We start from the raw sequence: 18,657 nt of genomic DNA on the forward strand, positions 1-18,657 counted from the left end.
GAATTCTTCACTCGACAGCTATTGAGCAATCGCTGTGCCAAACCGCGAAAAAAGACGCAAGCCATTGATTGCAAAGATAACAAAACCATTGTTGGAGACTGTTCGAGTTGGTCGCATCCCCGACAAAGCCGCAGGGGCTGTATGGATAACAACAGACAAATCGAACAAGAAACCCGACAACCGCCCCCCAGCCTGCCGCCAAACGCCCAACTGCCCATCAACCGCTGCAACCTCCCCGCCGTCATCCTCGGCAGCCTGACCTTTCAGGAGCATCCGGTCGCACTGGAGATCGACGGCATCCGGGACTTCCACGCCGGACTCTTCCGCACGCTGGACGCCATGGAGCAACGGGACGAGCGCGCCCAGCGCTTCATCGACTACATGACGGTGCGTTTCTTATTGGAGGAACTGGAGGAGGCGGGACTGACACCCGGACGCAAGCGCAAATCCAGGATCAACGCCAACTATCTAAGGATGGTACGCGGCTGGTCGTTCGACTCGGACGGACGCGAGGGCGCCATTCTCAAACGCTGGGTGGAGAGCCGCTTCGGGCTGCTCGCCCGCCATCACGCCGGGCCTCTGCTCGACCCGAGCGGCGACGCCTATCACCGCTACATCAGCGAAGGCACCCGAGGGCTCTACGCCACCAACGCTCTGGAGGCGCAGCTCGACCTGCTCTTCACCTACTGCCAGTACGAGCTGACCCGCGAGCACGGCGAAAACACGCACCTGAAGCTCTATCGCGGCATCAACCGCATGGATGAACACGAGATCCTCGAGACCCGCCCCTGCGGCCGCAACCGCGTCCTGCTCAACAACCTCAACAGCTTCACCAGCAACCGCGAGCGCGCCGACGAGTTCGGCGACTACATCCTCATGGCCCAGGTCCCGACCTCCAAGGTCTTCTTCTACAACAAACTGCTTCCAGGCATGCTCAAAGGCGAAGACGAATATGTCGTCATCGGCGGCGCCTACGAGGTGTGCATCAGCTCCATCTGAACACTCCACTGCCGACCGACGCCGAGGAGCGTTTTGTCGGAGACGCTCCACAGGTGCAAGCCGATCGCGACATGAGCCAACAAGGGTGTCGTCCATCAGCCCCATCCCGCAGACGAACACCCTCGATACGCCTCAGGCGCCGTCATCCCCCTGGATAGGCTGGCTCCACCAGCGCGACAACCGCTGCTCGGCGCAACGCCCTGGCAGCGGGTCATAGTGTGAGATGTCGTTGAACAACCGCAGCCGAGCGCGAACGTCGTTGGCGAATTCCAGAATGTTCAGAGCGGCGGGGCTCTGGTCGAGCCGATCGCGGTAACCCCGCGCATCGAACCCCAGCAGGCTGCTGATCAGGAGACGATTGGTCCCCTTGTGTGACACGACGAGCACGGACTGATGGCGATGACTCTGAACGATGCGCCGCATCACCGGCAAGGCACGCGAAAGCACCTGGATACCGGATTCGCCGCCCGCCGGGGCCGTCGTCAAAGGATCTTCCTCCCAAGCCCCATACTCCTCTGCAAACTCGCGCTCGATCTCGTCGCGCGTCCGCCCCTCCCAGCGCCCGTAGGCGATCTCGCGCAGATCCGGCTCGACCTGAACCTGACAATCGTGAGACGCGCCGACGATCCGCGCGGTCTCGATGGTGCGCCCCATGGGGCTGGCATAGATTCCGTCGAGCCGATCGCACTTCAGCCGCTCCGCCAGCGCCGCCGCCTGATGCCGCCCCTCGTCGGAGAGCGGAACATCCGTCGACCCGGCGAAACGGTCTTCGGCCGTGAGTTCGGTCGCCCCATGTCGGACGAGATAGATTCGAGTTGGCATGTTTGCTTCTCCACACGTGGTTATTCGTGCGCATTATCGTCACAGATCGTGACAAGCGCACAGACTTAACCGGATCGCTGTCTCGCTCATCCCGAACCTGGGTTCGCTGGCTGAGCGGCATCACCCAAGCCCCCGCCCGCGCCTGACCCTAGTGCCACACAGCCTTTCCCTCCGCAAGAACCGCCTAGCGCCAACACTCGACCGCACACAGGTCGCGCATTACCATGCCTCGATCGAGCTCCCAACAGGCAACCCACTCCAAATAAGCCAGGAACTGGGCATCCGCCACAATCGCCCCCAATTCGAAGCAGGCCGACGCACAGGATCAAGGTGCATCGCCAACACGCCAAAAACGCAGGCTCACAAAGAGACTGGACCAGCAGTCACCCGTTACAGCCAACAATAGGCACCGAAAACAACACCGCATCGAATCCAGTCCAACCGAGGGAGAAGGGAGAAACGATGGCCATCACATCCATCCAGCAAAAAATCGCGCTCACCGGAGGGGCCTGCCTCCTCGCCACCGCAGGCATTCTGGTCGGCTACGGCGTCTATTCCGCCTACTCCACCCAGAATCTGGTCTCCGAACGGGTCGAAACACAAGCCGAAAAGGCCGCTCTCGACAGCCTCGTGAACCTCGCTGGCAAATATGCCGGAGACATCCGCGCCAAATTCGATGTCGCCCTCGATGCGGCACGCACGATGGCGGGTATTTTCGCCGTCTCAAAGACGCAGACAGGGCTTGCGGCCGACCTCAGCCTAAAGCGGCGCGACGTCAACGCCATTCTCCTGGAGGTCCTCAAGGAAAATCCCGAATTCAACGGCACCTACTCCTGCTGGGAACCCAACTCCATCGAAGGACAAGACCTTCTGTTCACGGACGAGGGCAATGGGAATAACACCAAAACCGGCCGCTTCACGCCTTACTGGACGCGCGACCCCAACGGAAAGATCGATGTCCAGGCACTCGTCGAGTACGACAGTCTGGATACGCATCCGAACGGCGTCATGAAGGGCGGCTGGTACATCAACCCCAGCAAGACCCACAAGGAAAGCATCCAGGCCCCCCTGCCCTACGTGGTGCAGGGCAAGCAGGTCTGGCTGGCCACGCTATCGGCACCGATCCTGGTGCAGGACACCTTTCTAGGCGTCGCCGGAACGGACTACAACCTGGACTTCGTCCAGCGGATCAGCAAGCAGGTCTCCCAACAGATCTTCGACGGCCAGGGCGACGTCGCCATCGTCAGCGATCAAGGTCTCCTGATCGCGGCCAGCAAGCATCCCGAACTCATCGGCCAGCATTTCAAGGCGCTCGACACGAATGGCTGGCAGAACAGCCTGGAGATCATCCAGCAGAAACAGGCCGTCGCCAGAATCAATGAGGAGTCGCACAAGGTCGAGGTCTTCTCACCGATCCAGATCGGTCGCACGGGCACCATCTGGTCGCTCATGCTGACCGTCGATACCGACTTGGTTCTGGCCAGCGCACGCGCACTGAGTCAGGACATGGCCGAACAAGGAAAGCGTAGTGCCCTGATGCAGGTTGGCGTCAGCATCCTGGTCGTCCTGCTCGCCATGGCGGCGCTCTGGTTCGCCGCACGCTCGATCGCGGGACCAATTCGCCGTGCCGCAGACTTGGCTGGCACCATTCGGGCCGGCGACCTATCGCAACGCCTCGCGCATCGCTCGGCGGACGAAGTCGGACAACTGACCAACAACCTCGACGAGATGGCCAACAGCCTCCAGGAGCGCGCCGAGCTTGCGGAACAGATCTCGCAAGGCGAGCTCGATCTCGACGTTCGACTGGCGTCCGACAAGGACCAGCTCGGAATCGCCCTCAGCCGCATGGTTAAAAACCTCAATCAGTTGGTCGCCCAAGTCCAATCCGGCGCAGCGCTCATCACCGACAAAGCACAGTCGGTCTCGGACCTGAGTCAGAGCTTCGCCAGCGGAGCCACGCAATCGGCGGCCTCGGTCACCGAAATCAGCGCCACCATCAACCAGATGGCGGGACAGATTCGCCAAAGCTCGGAAAAAGCGGACAGGGCGAACACGCTCTCCAACAGCACCGAGCAAGCCGCGCAGCAAGGCAATACACTGATGGAGGGTCTACGCTCCGCCATGCGGGACATCGAACACTCCGGCCAGGACATCACCAATATCACCATCGTGATCGAAGAGATCGCGGCTCAAACCAACCTGCTCGCGCTCAACGCTGCGATCGAGGCGGCCCGAGCAGGCGAGCACGGACGCGGCTTCGCGGTGGTCGCCGACGAGGTACGCCGTCTCGCGGCCCGCAGCGCCGAGGCCGCCCAGCAAACGGCTCAGCTGATTCAGAAGACCGGCGAACGCACGGTCAAGGGCATGGAGCTGACGGACGAGACCGCGCACGCCCTGCAAAAGATCGTGACCGAAGCGGCGGAATCCTCCTCGCTGGTCGCGGATATCGCACTGACGTCCAACGAGCAAGCGAACGGCACCGAGCAGCTGAGTGATGCCATAGGGCAAATCGACGAGGTCATCAACCACAACAGCGACAACGCCGAGCAATCCTCGATGGCCGCACACACACTGACCGAGCAGGCCAAGCAGCTGGAGCAGCTGGTCCGCAAATTCAACATAAAAGCCGATGCTAATCGGGCAACGTAGGACCGGGTAGTTTGCGAGGACCACGTCCTCGCATCGACTCTTCCTCGACTGTACCAGGCTCGCCGAGACACGACGCCTGGTCGAAAACCGGCCATGGACGGCCATGACTGGAACCGGAACACACAAAGAACGCCACGAAAGACCGGCAAGACCAAAAGCGCTGATCCCAATCGCAGCCAGTGGCTCATCGGGGTAGGCTCAGCGAGAGGCCACGCCACTCTCTTGCAGTGACGCGATGGGCCACAGCCAAGCAGCGCCCCGCACGCCCGAAGCGTCGCCATACCTCGCCGGAAGCAGACGGGTCGAGATCTGATCGGAAAAGATCCACGCACCCCACAGCCCGGGCACATTCCGATACAGCCGTTCGAGCTTCGAGAGCCCGCCTCCGAGCACGATGACGTCGGGATCCAGCAGATTGACGACACCCGCAAGCGCGCGAGCCAGACGTCGCTCGTAACGTTGCAGCGTTTCAATGCATCCGGGATCGCCGTCCTCGGCGCCCGCCGCGATGGCCACCGCATCCAGCGCCACACCGGTATGGCGCACATGATCCAATGCCATACCGTGACCGGAGAGATAGGTTTCGATGCAACCCGAACGACCGCAATAGCAGCTCGGCAACGGCAAATCCTCCTTCTCAGGTGAAGGCAGCGGCGAATGCCCCCACTCGCCCGCGATGGCATTCGCCCCGACCAGCAAACGACCACGCACGACCAGACCACCGCCGACGCCCGTACCGAGAATGGCGGCGAATAGCGTTTCAGCCTCGGCGCCAGCACCATCGCTCGCCTCCGACATCGCCAGACAGTTGGCATCGTTGGCCAGCCGGACCTCACGACCCAAACGCGTCTCCAGATCCTTGCGCAGCGGCTGTCCAATCAGACAGGTCGAATTGGCGTTACGAATGAGCCCGGTCAGGGGTGAAACCGACCCGGGAATGCCAACCCCAACAGAGGCACCGGCCCCAAGCACACGCTCGGCTTCCTCCACCAGGTCGCAGACCGTTTCGACCGTGGCGCGATAATCACCTGCAGGTGTCGGGACACGCCGACGCCATCGTTCGCGCCCATCGGGGTCGAGCGCGATGATTTCGGTCTTGGTGCCGCCAAGATCGATTCCGATGCGAATCATGAGGGCCCCCTGAATGGATCGGTGGCATCAAGGTTATCATCACCCCACGGTCAAAAGGCGTGTGGCCTTCGCTCTCAGGGTTTCCTTTTCAGTGCTGACGGGTTCATCCCAGGACCGGTCACTGGCTCATCCAACCTGAGCGTCCGCTAAGCGCGCGTTTTCTGAGATTCAAGATCCCGCAGAAACAGTCGTTTTCGCGAACCGTGATCGCAGCACGGGCTTGCGAAATTACAGCGAAGGGATCGTTGAGCACTCTCGCTATGTACGGGGCTTTTACCGTACAATTTCATCATACTCATAGAGCGAGACGACGATGAAAACAAAGTCCAAACGTATCGAGGCCCGGGTCAAACCGGATACCCTCGTCCTGGTACAGCGGGCCGCAGAACTGCAAGGCAGCTCGGTGAGCGAGTTCGTCGTCGCTGCGGCAGAGACGGCGGCACGCAGGACCTTGGAGGAGGCGTCAACGATACGCTTGTCCGTCGAGGACCAACGCCGTTTCGTGGAGCTGTTGCTGAATCCCCCGCAGCCGACGCCTGCTTTGGCGCGTGCGCGTGCCGCTCATGAGGCACTGATCGGTCAACCATGACGGATCGCCCCTTCGAGATCGGGCTTCTCGGCAAAGAGGATCGCTCGGACTTTTGCTGCGGCAGCGAGCCGTTGGATCGCTACCTCAAGGCCCAGGCCAGTCAGGATGTGCGCCGCCGGGTCAGCGTCTGCTACGTAGCACTGGATAAGGCCACTGGACGGATCGCGGGCTACTACACGCTGTCGGCAGCCGATGTCCCGGTCTCCGATCTTCCCCTCGAGGTCGCAGGCCGACTGCCCCATTACCCCTCGGTACCGGCGGCCCGCATCGGACGGCTTGCCATCGATCAGCGCTTCCAGGGCTGCGGACTCGGGGGGGCGCTCCTACTCAACGCGGCGATGCGCGCCCTACGCTCGGAAATCGCGGTCTTTGCCCTGGTGGTCGATGCCAAGGACAACGAAGCAGCAACCTTCTACCGCCACCACGGATTCACGGCCTTCGTCTCCAATCCGCTCCAGCTCATCGCTCCGATCACGACTTTCCGTAAACTTCTCAGTTGAGCGAGGCCACGCACTTGTGAGGCCGCCCGGCGGTCAGGGTCAGATGTATTCTGCGCAGCGCATTCTTCACTGTAACCGTCCGTAGATTCGCTTTTCCTTGTGTTGCTGACGCTTTTGGTCCGATCGCAACGTGAGGATCAGGGTTCATGCACGGGCGATCCGGAGCGTGCTCGCCAGCGTCAGCAAAGCGTCCTTTGCGGTCGTTCGGCCAACGAGCGTTCGGTGACCGCCCCCCGCGTCGAAGAGACGGTCGCGTCAGCAGGCTGACCAACGCTTCGGACCAAGGAGGTTAGCAGCCCTCAGATGGCCGCAGACGCTGGGTCTACCCCTATCGTCAGCGCGCGGATTCAGTCCTCGGCCCGGAGACTGATCAACGTCACCGGATCAAGCTGATTGAGCGCTTGGTTCGCCGGAAGGGAGACGCCGATGGCCAGTCCCTCCAGCTGGATGGATCCCATCGCTTGGATCGTCTTGCGGGATCGACGCCGCCGTTCGAGTCCCGGTTCGAGGACCGCGATCAGCCGATCGGCGAACCCGGTATCTGCGATCAGCTCCGCCACCAGATGCGTGTCGTCGGGCGTCATGCCGGCCGGCCGATTCAGGCTCGGCAGTGGGGCCGGATCCGCGCGATCCCACTCGGCATAATGCCTCCGCAGCCTGACCGCGAACTGGCCGATCGGCAGCAGATCCGCCGCGCGCGTTCGGCCCCGATCGCTCTGGTGCCAGCAGGCGAGCTGACACAAGGTTGCGACGACCAGCGCGGGGCGCTGCGCGAAGCTCTCCGCAACACCCAGTACCGCCGACGCATCGGGCGCCTCCAGGAAGGAGCGCACCAGTCGACGCCCGGCCTCGAGGCAAGCGGTGCGGATCAATGTCTTGACATCGTCGGGCAGCCGGCTCCAATCCTGGCGCAAGCGTTGGTCGAGGATCTCGCGGGCGTCAGCCGGCTTGAGCAGGACGAGCCGGTTGGCCATGCGGCGGATCTCTTCATGAAAGAGCTGACGCAGGCTCGGCGAATCGCCCGCAAGGATGCGATCGACCCAGGGCGGCGGTGGGGAGAACACCTCCAAGGCCTGCGCGAGGGCGCTCCGATCCGGATCCTCCGCAGGCTGGGGCTCCACGCGGCCAAGAGACCGTGCCGCGAGATAGGCGACGAGAACGCGGCTGGCATCGGCCCGCCGCGCCTGTGCGTCTTTCCAGAGCCCGTCGGGCAGCGGTTTCTCCAGGGCCTCCCCCAAGGCATCCCAGGTCTGTTCCAGGGGTGCCGTCAGGGTCTCGGCCAGTACGGTATCGGCTGCGTCGGTGAGTGCCAGTCGCTCGCGTCGCAGATAAAGCGCCGCTTCGAGGTGCAGCGGGAGTTCAGCGCCGGTCGCTACCGGACGGGCCGAGCGCGCACTGTTGCGCTCCTTGAGCGACGGTGACGGCTCGTGCGTTTCCGCGCCCGGTATCTCGCCCCACGGCTGGCCGGTGATGGCCTCCAGACACCGCAGCAGGTGATAGCGCTCGCCACCGCCCACCAGCCGCGCGAGATAGGCTTCGGTCGCCGGGCCGGCCCCCATCCAGTTGCGCAAGGCCGCAGCCAAGGCCACCCGTTCGCCGGCGAAACCGATGAGTTGTTGCCAGCGTGGCGGGTCGCCTTTGATCAACTGCGTCGTGAGTGCACGTCCGCGCTCGCTGTAGTCGACCAGCTTCTCGGACGTCTCCCGGTCGGGATCGACCTGATCGTCAGGTCCGTGAAACAGGGTCACGAATGGCCGAATTTCGCGCTGCCACGCCGGTCCGTACAGCTTCCAGCTATCAACCTCTTTCTTGATCAGAATCATCGGCGCCATGGGCGGGGAGCCGAGAACCAGCATCGGCAGCAAATCGAGCGCCGTCCAGTCTGCGTCGGCGAGCGACCCGGCGCAGCGCTCCTGCTCGTGCGCATCCCGATTGCAGCCCAGCAGGATCGAGAGCTGCTCCCGCGCGTCCAGGTCGCCACCGGTGCCACCCTCTGCCGCGCTTGCTGGAGTGTCGGCGTCGAGCGGCGTCTGGGACCCGATCGCGGGGATTCCGGGGACGCTGAGGGTGATGGGATCCCCGCTCATAGAATGTTGAGATAGACCGATCGTCCAGTCATGCCTCGCCGGATGCCCGGTGTCGGATGCGTGCGCGACCTCGGGCACGATCGTCGCCAAGCCTGGGACGTGCAGCAGCTTGCATGTCTGCCAGGGCGCGTTCTCGGCCGTCATCAGTGGCAGCCAGCTCCCCGCCACATGCGCGAGATCGCGCATGTGGATCACCACCAGCAGCCCTTGCCCCCGGTGGCGGCGTCTTGCGAGGACATTCAGCCACTGCAGGTCCGTATCGGACAGCGTATCCACGCCCTTCAACACCACCAGCCCGAGATCCACCGAGCGCCAAGGCACGCCGAACAGGTGATGCTCGGCCCAACGCACAGCGGCCGCCTCGTCCAATCGCGTTGAAACCTTGCCAAACCAGCGACCAAGCCCCGTCTTGGCCAATTTGGGCGGCACTTCGGCAAACGCCCCAAGCGTCGCCAGGCGCACGACATCGAAGAGAAAGTGAGCCAGCGGCACGCGCACATGGAGACGCGCTGGCAGCATCAGATTCAGGATGCCGGTCCAGAACAAGACGGCGGCGACCACGGTTGCAAGCCACACACCCCGCTGGCTCCATGCCACGGTGTGCCATTGTTCCGATGCCGCCGCGATCAGCGCCTCCAGATGCACCCCGTCCCGCGCCACCAGACCCGTGAGTGCCGGGTAGCCGGCCAAGTCCCAGGTCAGCAGCCATCCCAGTCCGATGGCGAGCAACGTCAAGCCTAGGGCCTGGAGCGGTATCTCAAACGGCATCACCAGCAGCTCGCGGACCTGCTCCGCCGCGCGACGCGTCCATCGCCCCCAGCCACCCGCGCGTCCCCGCGACTCGGTGGCGGACTTCAGGAACTGCCCCTCGAACAGGTCGCGCAGCGGCTCGCGCGTCGCCGCCATACCGGTCAGATCGACGACCAGCGGGGGACTCAGAGACGGCAGGCGGGCGCTTGGATCTTGATGTTCATCGCTCCAGCCCATGACGATGGGGTCAAGGCGCGCCTCGGCGTCTTCGGCCAAAGACGTGAGCGCGGCTTCCAACGAATGGGTGTCGACGCAGACCACCGCCAGACTCCAGGCCAGTCCCGCCGGGTCGGATCCAGCGCTGGCCTTGGCGCGGTCCATGTCCTTGGTGCGCGACCACAAGTCTCCGCTGCCATCGAGCCACTCTTCGACGAACCTGTCGAACACGCCCGCTACCGAGGCGTGAGACGTCTGGTCCTCTGTCGCCGTCTGAATCGCCCGCGTGGAACTCCGGTCAGGCGCGGTGCTGGCCAGGGAGGGTGACGGCGTCTCGCCGAGTTTGAGCTGATACAGCCGTGGCGTATCCGCCGTTGCGGTCATCGGCTCTGCCCTGCTCTCCAGCGACGCTGGGCGCGTGATGGAGTCCACCGTCTCACCGAGCCAGAAGCGCACAAAGCAGGACCGGCAGCCGCTGCCCAGATAGTCGGCCAGCCAGACGGAATCGGGCGCCTCAGCCGCCATCAGGGCCTGGATCAAGGGCCCATCCGATCGCGCAGCCAGGCGCTCGATCGCCGGATCCTCGGGCGGTGGCGTCGTCGCATGGTCGGTGACCCTGACCTCCGACTCCGGTAGCAAGCCGAGAGTCGGGTGATCGGGATCCTTGAAGGCGCGCTCCTCCGCTGGTCGATCTCCCCCTTGATTCGCCCAACAGCGGTTCCCGATGCAGTGTCCCGTCGACGACTGGAATCTGATGCCGGCGCCGATGTTGTGGTCGCAACGGTTGCCCAACAGCGCCACCTCCGAGGGGGCATCAGGGGACTTCGGGTCGCGCTGCGCGATGATGCCCGAATCGCCATTCCCCCAGCAGTCATTGCCCTCGGCGCGCCCTTGGGAGGAGGTGAACAGCACGCCCGCCTGCTGATTGTCGTGGCAGCGGTTGGCGAGCAGCGCCACGTCCGAGGGGGCATCCGGGGAGATCGGGTCGCGCGCCGCGGCGATGCCCGATGTGCCATTCCCCCAGCAGTCATTGCTTTCGGCGCACCCTTGGGATGAGCCGAACGCCACGCCCGCCTGCTGATTGTCGTGGCAGCGGTTGGCGAGCAGCGCCACGTCCGAGGGGGCTTCAGGGGACTTCGGGTCGCGCTGCGCGGCGATTCCCTGTGCGCCATTCCCCCAGCCAGTCATTGCCCTCGGCGCGCCCTTGGGAGGAGGCGAACCCCACGCCCGCCTCCTGATTGTCGTGGCAGCGGTTGGCGAGCAGCGCCACGTCCGAGGGGGCATCCGGGGAATTCGAGCCGCGCTGCGCGGTGATTCCCGATGTGCCATTCCCCCAGCAGTCATTGCCCTCGGCGCACCCTTGGGAGGATAAGAAGACCACGCCCGCCTCCTGATTGTCGTGGCAGCGGTTTCCGAGCAGCGCCACGTCCGAGGGGGCATCCGGGGAGTTCTCGTCGCGCTGCGCGACGATTCCAGCGCCATTCCCCCAGCAGTCATTGCCCTCGGCGCGCCCATGGGAGGAGGAGAAGAGCACGCCCGGCCCCTGATTGTCGTGGCAACGGTTGGCGAGCAACGGCGCACTGGACGGAACATCCAGCGTCTCCGGATCCCGACCCAACGCGATGCCATTTCCAACGTTTCCGAAGCACCGATTCGCCGTGCCACACCACTCGGAGGACCAGGCAGCGATACCGTTGCGGCATCCCTCGGCCACACAGGTCTCGATCACGACCGCCTTCGAGCGACGGATGGAGATGCCATAGAAATCCTCGCCGCCCTTGCGGAAGCTGCAATCCGTGACCTGGACGCCATGGCTGTCGAGGATGAGCAGCAGGGCCTCATAGATGCGGTCAGAAGAGTCGTCCTGGTCACCGCTGGGTGGTCTGGATGCCCGGATTGCGATCCCCTTGATCGCGACAGCCTCCCCCTCGACCTGGAGCGCCGAGCCGGTCCCGGTCCAGAGGAGGCTGGCCCCCGGATCCGCCTCGAGCGTCACCCCGGTCGGCACCCGAAGCGTCACCGCGCCGTGGTAATCCCCGGCGGCGCAACGGATGCGATCGCCGGGACCGGCCGCCGCCAGGGCCTCGGCGAGGCCGTCCCAGCCAGTGTCTGGGGTGCATACAACGACAGCATTCCGAGACCGTTCCGAGTGCATGATGTCCATCCAGGACGCTGAGCGGGAAGGATCGATAGGTTACAGGATCCACGCTCCTTGAATCGAGCGACTCTCGGGCGGAGGACACGGCCCCATGGCGTCTGGCGATCTTCGCCTGCTTCCAGGCGAAGCCCACACCAGCCCGGCTGGCAGGTGCGCGAGGATGCCCACAGGTGACGTCGCGCCGCGCGAAGTGGCGCCCATGGCGGCCCCGGCCTGACGCGCCTGCATGCGGTGACCGCCCCGATCGCTGAGCCGTTCCACGCCTGTTCCACGCCTCGCCGGGGTGGATTCCCCTCGCCTCCCCTTCCCGCCCCGCCCGAGCGCTCAGTCCTTGTGCCGTCTTGATCCGCGCACACCCCGCACGCGCTCGGCGCGCCGAGCGCCCCCCGTCTCGCAGGCCTGCAGGGGCCATGTTCCACGGCGAGCCTGGCCGAGGCGCCCCGCTGGACCCGGTTGCGGGGTCCGCCAGATCAGTGACGATAGTGTCGGCTTCCGCACCCTCGGCAATTCGCGCGAGGCCAGCGCCTTCGTCTGCGATGCTATCGCCTTGGCCTGGGAGCAGCAGTTCCACGCCCGCTATCCGACGGCCACGGAGGTATTCTTGACCTTTGATGCCGGCGGGGCCAATGCCGCGCGCTCCTGGCGCTTCAAGGAAGACCTGGTCGCACTCAGTCGGCGCCTCGGCATGCGTTTGCGCATCGCCCACTACCCGCCATACACCTCGAAATGGCATCCCATCGAGCATCGCCTGTCCAGTCAGGTCGAGCACAGCCTGCGCGGACAGATCCTCGATACCCCTGAGACGGTGCTCAAGGCGGTGGAGCGCACCACCACCGACACCGGACTGCGCGTGACGGCCTGCCTCCTTGATCGCGTGTATGAGGCGGGGCGTAAGTGCTCTGAGATCTTCCGCGCCATCAAAGACCAGTTCATTCATCATGATGAAACGCTCGGAGCATGGAACTATGTTGTCGACGCCAATGGAGTTTGAGGGAACTCATCCATTCAAATGCACCATTTGTTAGTAAACAGCCCCTTATGAACAGATCAGCGGAGATGTGTGTAAACGAGATGCCCTAAAGCGAATCAAGCAGGTCCGGAATGCTTGCAATGGCTGTAGAACGCGTCTCGTTGTCCGCTGTGACGACCATTAAGATCTGGGCCCCTAGCATCCGCAGCCTGGTTTGTTGTTCCTCGCTTAATCTGCTATAGGCAATCTCGCGTACTGCCTGCTCAGCGGCGAAGGCCAGACCCACTTTCACCTGGTTGCCGAAGCGCGCCATATCGTCAACAGCATCCGGATTGGCCCATCCTCCCTCGATTAAAGTGATAATCATTTCATTACGCCGTACCAGCCCGGCGTTCAACTGTTCAAGCCAATAGGCCTTACCGTCCGCGTCTGCAGAACGTCCGAATATGTTTTGATACAGGGCTTCTATGAGCTCCTCATAACCCAAATCATCGGGATACTTCTCTTTGACGAGTGGTTGATCAAAAAAACTTTGTGCCACGGCAGTTGGAGTCCAACCTGCATCGTCGATGTTTCCGATCCAATATTGCAGACCTTCATTGTCAGGAGAATACCCCATTGTCGCGATGTATATCTCTGTAGCACGCCAAGCGGTATCACGCTGCACTTGTTCAATCTCGTCTGTCGAGAAAAAGAACGTCCGCCCCCCCACTGATAAGGTCGCTTGCACATTGGGATCCGCAAAATCAGATTCGGCCACTCGAACCGTGACAGACTGACCACTCTGAACAATCCCAGGCTCCGTCGTGAAAGAAACGTCGTCGATACTGTACTCACCATTGGCGATCGAAATAGAAACCGGCACATTGATTCCACTGACCACAGCCGGATTGGAATAGACCCATTGCGGTATTGACTGAGAATCACTCGGCGCTAACGCGATGTCGTCGGGCGATTCGAGGCTTCGCGAACTGACTATGCTACTGACGAAACTCTCCTTACCGTTTGCATTGATCGCCACAATCACATACTCGCGCGCCAATGCGCTACTACCGCTTGCAACCGCTGGGGTGTTGTCGGTATAGCGTGTGAGTGTTCCAGCAAGCTCCTCATCGAGCTGAAAGTTTAGGCTACCTTCTTCACGACTGAAGATTCGGTAACCGGTCACAGTCGTATCGGCAGGCGCTACCCAAGTCAGGATCGTCTCAGACTGGTCTTCAGAATAAGAAACACTGAGGTCTATCGGGCGTTTTGGCTGATCGACAATCGACAAGGCACCATCGTCGGAGAGATCAAAGGAGATCTCATCTACGCCATCGGTTTTCAATACGCTGGCACGAAGCGTCCGCATCTCCCCGTTAACTCGGGTTTCGAAATCAATGAAAAAGAGCCGATCTTCAAAACCGATTCGCGGATGGATTTGAATACTGTAGCGCCCCGCATCAAAATCCCTGAGCAACAACGAGGTGGCGTTTGACTCGGTCGAGAACTCACCATCAAGAAGGCTAGTGTCAGATTCCTCGCTAGCGTTGCCGATGGTTCCTCCCGGCCCTGTCAGCATGAGCGGTAACGCCTCCCACACCTGAACACGTATTTCAGATGTTTCCACAGCCTCTGCTGACTGGGCACTTGTTAATGCAAGATCTGAGCTGAGGTTACCTACCATGCTAGCAGATTCTAATGACGCTCTTCCTGCTTGGAGAATTTCAAAAATTTTCTCTTGAATGACAGGATCATCCGGTTGGGTGCCGTGATCGTTGTTACCAATCTCAAGAATGCAATCGTTACCAGCAGAGTCCAATGCCTCAAGTCCCATTTTTGCAAGATCAGTAGGAACCGTGCCATCACCATTAGCAGATTCAAAAACAAAGTTGTTTGTTGAAGAATCGGTTTGTGGCCAATAGTTATCGATATCATCGCTACATGTGCTGGATTGGCATGCCGGATTATAGACAAAAGCATAGCGAGGCATATGCGCCTGTGGTTTATCCGTCAAGATCAGCCATGTTTCTATCTTGTCTGGACTTAGTGGATTCTTTAAGCCATCAGCACTCAAAGGATTGCAGATAAGATTCCTATCCCTAACCGCATACAATCTCTCCAACTCGTAGTTTTCTTCTGTAGTGTGGCCATACCGCAGTGGGCCAAAGATCTTAGCGTTACTCAATGGCAGCAATGCGTTACCGCCAGGTGCGAGCGCTCTGATTGCACGACGCCGAAGACGTGTATCGCCGCGCCACTTGTCAGTGTAGCCATAGACCCCGCCCCCTTCATCTATATTCGCTTCATCATCAAGATTGTTTCTACTGTCACGCAACAACGCGGATCCAAACGCTGCAATAAAAAGATTGTTGGCAGTAGACGAGTAAAATAGGGGTGCAATGACCCTGCCAGCCAAGCCCAACTCCTCAGTCGATATGTCAAGGCTCAAGGGATCTGCAGCTGACAAGAAATAATAGGTCTTTACCGATCCGCCGTTGGGGGTTCCAATCATAATAAAACGGTCAATTTGGTTAGCTTGCAGTTGACCTGATAATTGAATCAAATACCGCGTCAGAAGTCCGCCCATGGAATGGGCGATGATATCCACTTTTTCATACCTGGAATTTCGATTTTTTGCGTCATTCAGCGCATTATCGATGGCAGGAATGAGATAATTATAGACGTTATCATGTAAGGTTGCGCGCCAATCCCATGCCACTCGATAGACTACAAATCCCCTTGCTATTAGATCCGACTCGAGATCAGTCCATCCTGTCGGATCCATTCCAAACACCGGAACCTGCGGCCCCCAAGTAGTAAAAAACTCTAGGTTATCGCAATCCGGATCATTGAAAGCCGCATCCCGCCCGCCTTGTGCTTTCTGACAAATCTGTTTCGGCATCCTTGGGTATCTGGCACTCCTCGCACCTAGTGTACTTCCAAAGATTCCATGAACCAACAACACAGGCCGCCCTTGATTTACGAAGACGGGTTTCGCAAAGAGTCCTTTCGATGGGACTGTATAACTTGTATTGCCGTGATCACAAGCAGTATGGGTATATCTATACTGATACTCACTACTATTATCAGTATATCCAGCCGTTATCCAAGACTCATCGAGCTTATATCTGATATCTATTGATTTTCCAAGTTGCAAAATAGGAGTTCGGCTATTCCACTCCTCCCGTGTTGCGATGGAATAAAAATACTTCTTCTTCTCCATACTCACCCACGGTGATGTTTCCGATAACCGATATTGAAGAGTTCCAGTTATAGGTATTCCCTTTTGTGTTAGCGGGACACGCACAATAGTGTTCAGATAGGCCTCTTCACAGTTTCCATAAAGGATGCTCGATATAGGGTGCTGGCTATCCAGACTTCCGACCCCGGAGGTTAATTTAGAATCCACCCCGAGCGCCCTAGATCCTTCTGCTGTTGCCGTCATTTGACTGTCAAACACTACTGGAACTTGAACGGATAAAGCGCCCAATCCCTCCGTAATGGCTCTAAAGCCAGTGATGTAAGCCTGTCCTCCATCAAACCAAACCAACCGTCGACCGCCTGCGTCGAGACCACCTAAGGTCTCGATATCGATGCCGGTCGCCCACATCGCTGCAGGACCAGAGAATCCAGAAACGATAACTCCACTCGAATCAACCAAAGAAAGCTCTAGGGTATACGACACACCAACTTGTAATTCGTCTGGGACGCTATCCCAACGAACCGTTGCTCCAACCGGAACATGATTGCTACTTGTCCTGACGACCTTTCCCTGAACCGGATCAGCGTGTAACCCTTGCGTATCGTAGGCTTCGACTTCCCAGGTGATATCGCTACTCGAATCCAACAATGTCACACAGTCGCGCGTGCTGAAATTGATCAGGCCAGTCTCGACTGGAACCTCATAACCTGCTTTGAGATAATCGGTATGACAGACATTCCCCTTTCCATCACTAAAGAATACGCGAAGATTCTTGACTTCATCACCATCGCTATCGGTAATCATAAAACTGCCGCCAAAGAGGCTGCCTGTCGCACCGATGCTTACCTGGCTAACCACAGGTTTATTACCCGGACCCGGCTCGGGGATACCGCATGTGGTTTTTTGACTATTTTCCCATCCCGGATCGTTTGCATCGAGGAAACTAACAACTGCTGAATCCAGGGTCGATGCTTTAAGGCAATTGTCGGCCACCTTAAGAACGCTTAAAGTATTTAATTGGGCTAATCCTTTTGCAATTCCTGTAATGTTGTTATTGTTTAGATAGAGTTCTGTCAGGTTGGAAAGCTGCCCAATCTCTCCAGGAACATCTCCACTAAACTTGTTACTTTCGAGACTCAAGTAAGTTAGCGTTTCTAGATTTCCCAAGGCTGCAGGGATAGGTCCACTAAGCTGGTTGTTGTAGACGGTCAATCCCTCTATTTTGCCAAGATTCGCCAACTCTGGCGGGATAGCACCACTGAGCTGATTACCTCCAAGGTTCAACCAGATTAACTGGCCCAGATTGCCTAGTTCTTCAGGAATAGTTCCAGTAAGCTGATTGTTTCCGAGTTCCAGCCAACCTAGCTGATCTAAATTCCCCAACTCAGAAGGGATGGCTCCACTAAGCTGGTTATCGTCGAGACCTAAATATGTGAGTTTTCCGAGATCCCCCAATTCCGGAGGAAGGGCCCCACTGAGTTGGTTAAGATTGAGCTTTAGCCCCTTAAGGTGATCGAGACCTCCCAGTTCCCTTGGAATAGATCCAGTTAGCTGGTTATTCTCGATTGCAAGCCACTGAATCTGGTCGAGATCGCCTAGTTCTTTTGGTATATCTCCAGAGAGCTGATTATTTCCGAGCTCTAACCGGCCCAGTTGACCCATATTACCCAAGGTCGCCGGAATAGCTCCACTGAACTGGTTATTGCGAAGATCTAAAGTTATTAGATCAAGATTGCCCAGCGCCTCTGGAATAGTACCGTTGAATTGGTTATGCCCGAATTTGATACGTGCGAGCTGATTAAGATTCAATAGTGAAAGCGGAAAAGATCCGGTAAGTTTATTATTCTCTAGATTTATATACCGTAATTCAGTCAATTGTTCCAATTCTGTTGGTAAGCTCCCGCTCAACCTGTTGTCTGGCAATTCTAGTGAAGCTACATGTACCTGGCCGGTAGAATCACGAGAACACAATATGCCATACCAGACAGGCCAGGTGCACTCTGTGCCTACCGCACCCAACCAACCCGTATGGTCTTTCCACTGAGGGCCATTGGTCGCATTGTATAAGGCGATCAAAGCTTGTCGCTCAGTGCTTGGTATCCCCCATGTCTCTGAAATTTCAGATTTTTGAAACCAATAGTATTGCTGATCCGCCTGTTGGTGGCTGGTGTCAGTTGCTCCAACTTCAATCTTATATGAACCAGACTCTAAGCTATCGAGATCAATCGCAAAGATTGCGGTTGCTCCAGTCCCCGTCAGGTCTGCGCTTCCCTTTTGCCCGGTCGAACTACCTGAAGAGGTCTGTACGTCGTAGGTAGCCGCTACTAATCCTATATCATCAGTCACCGTAACTTCTAAGGAAAACCCATTGGTCTTGGGATTATTTGAACCGCCTCCAGGAGTATTAATTGTTACGACTGGAGGATTGTCGTTACTGGTAGATAAAGTGGACCCTAAAAATCGGACAGTCATTTAAGTTGTCAGGCCGGCACGAAAGGGTTGATCACAATGGGTGAAGCAAAGCGCAAAACCTACGCCGCCGCGTTCAAAGCCAAAGTGGCCTTGGAGGCCACCCGTGGGGTGAAAACCGTCAACGAGATTG

Annotated in this window: 10 protein-coding genes; 5 read left to right on the top strand and 5 right to left on the bottom strand. The window is 59.3% G+C overall.

The features are described 5' to 3' along the window. Positions 1–141 precede the first annotated feature (141 nt). Entirely contained in the window at positions 142–999 is an 858-nt protein-coding gene (locus THIDRDRAFT_RS14520) for an NAD(+)--dinitrogen-reductase ADP-D-ribosyltransferase (RefSeq protein ID WP_007041620.1), read from the top strand. Positions 1,000–1,131: 132 nt separating this feature from the next. Here THIDRDRAFT_RS14520 and THIDRDRAFT_RS14525 read toward each other — a convergent pair whose 3' ends face one another. Further along, entirely contained in the window at positions 1,132–1,821 is a 690-nt protein-coding gene (locus THIDRDRAFT_RS14525) for a histidine phosphatase family protein (RefSeq protein ID WP_007041621.1), read from the bottom strand. A 462-nt stretch (positions 1,822–2,283) separates the two neighbouring features. Here THIDRDRAFT_RS14525 and THIDRDRAFT_RS14530 point away from each other — a divergent pair, with 462 nt between their 5' ends. Beyond that, positions 2,284–4,470, top strand: coding sequence for a methyl-accepting chemotaxis protein (locus tag THIDRDRAFT_RS14530; protein ID WP_007041622.1), 2,187 nt, complete (start codon positions 2,284–2,286; stop codon positions 4,468–4,470). A 198-nt stretch (positions 4,471–4,668) separates the two neighbouring features. On the opposite strand, the gene THIDRDRAFT_RS14535 is transcribed toward THIDRDRAFT_RS14530, so the two are convergent. Next, complete coding sequence (locus THIDRDRAFT_RS14535; RefSeq protein ID WP_007041623.1) at positions 4,669–5,601, bottom strand: ROK family protein; 933 nt, start codon at positions 5,599–5,601, stop codon at positions 4,669–4,671. Between the two features lie 313 nt (positions 5,602–5,914). On the opposite strand from THIDRDRAFT_RS14535, the gene THIDRDRAFT_RS14540 reads away from it, so the two are divergent. After that, complete coding sequence (locus tag THIDRDRAFT_RS14540; RefSeq protein WP_007041624.1) at positions 5,915–6,190, top strand: type II toxin-antitoxin system TacA family antitoxin; 276 nt, start codon at positions 5,915–5,917, stop codon at positions 6,188–6,190. Continuing rightward, positions 6,187–6,690, top strand: a complete 504-nt coding sequence (locus tag THIDRDRAFT_RS14545) for a GNAT family N-acetyltransferase (protein WP_007041625.1) — start codon at positions 6,187–6,189, stop codon at positions 6,688–6,690. The genes THIDRDRAFT_RS14540 and THIDRDRAFT_RS14545 overlap by 4 nt, the downstream gene beginning before the upstream one ends. Positions 6,691–7,037: 347 nt before the next feature. Here THIDRDRAFT_RS14545 and THIDRDRAFT_RS14550 read toward each other — a convergent pair whose 3' ends face one another. Next, the gene (locus THIDRDRAFT_RS14550) at positions 7,038–10,931 is read right to left on the bottom strand and encodes a right-handed parallel beta-helix repeat-containing protein (protein WP_007041626.1); all 3,894 of its coding nucleotides are present in this window, start codon (positions 10,929–10,931) and stop codon (positions 7,038–7,040) included. Further along, positions 10,870–11,898, bottom strand: a complete 1,029-nt coding sequence (locus tag THIDRDRAFT_RS14555; RefSeq protein WP_007041627.1) for a right-handed parallel beta-helix repeat-containing protein — start codon at positions 11,896–11,898, stop codon at positions 10,870–10,872. The genes THIDRDRAFT_RS14550 and THIDRDRAFT_RS14555 overlap by 62 nt, the downstream gene beginning before the upstream one ends. Before the next feature lie 334 nt (positions 11,899–12,232). Here THIDRDRAFT_RS14555 and THIDRDRAFT_RS14560 point away from each other — a divergent pair, with 334 nt between their 5' ends. Next, positions 12,233–12,892, top strand: coding sequence for an ISAzo13-like element transposase-related protein (locus THIDRDRAFT_RS14560; protein ID WP_007041628.1), 660 nt, complete (start codon positions 12,233–12,235; stop codon positions 12,890–12,892). Between the two features lie 85 nt (positions 12,893–12,977). Here THIDRDRAFT_RS14560 and THIDRDRAFT_RS24685 read toward each other — a convergent pair whose 3' ends face one another. Beyond that, positions 12,978–18,527, bottom strand: a complete 5,550-nt coding sequence (locus tag THIDRDRAFT_RS24685; RefSeq protein WP_007041629.1) for a DUF4214 domain-containing protein — start codon at positions 18,525–18,527, stop codon at positions 12,978–12,980. Positions 18,528–18,657 lie beyond the last annotated feature (130 nt).

It is taken from the genome of Thiorhodococcus drewsii AZ1, assembly GCF_000224065.1.
Lineage (GTDB): Bacteria > Pseudomonadota > Gammaproteobacteria > Chromatiales > Chromatiaceae > Imhoffiella > Imhoffiella drewsii.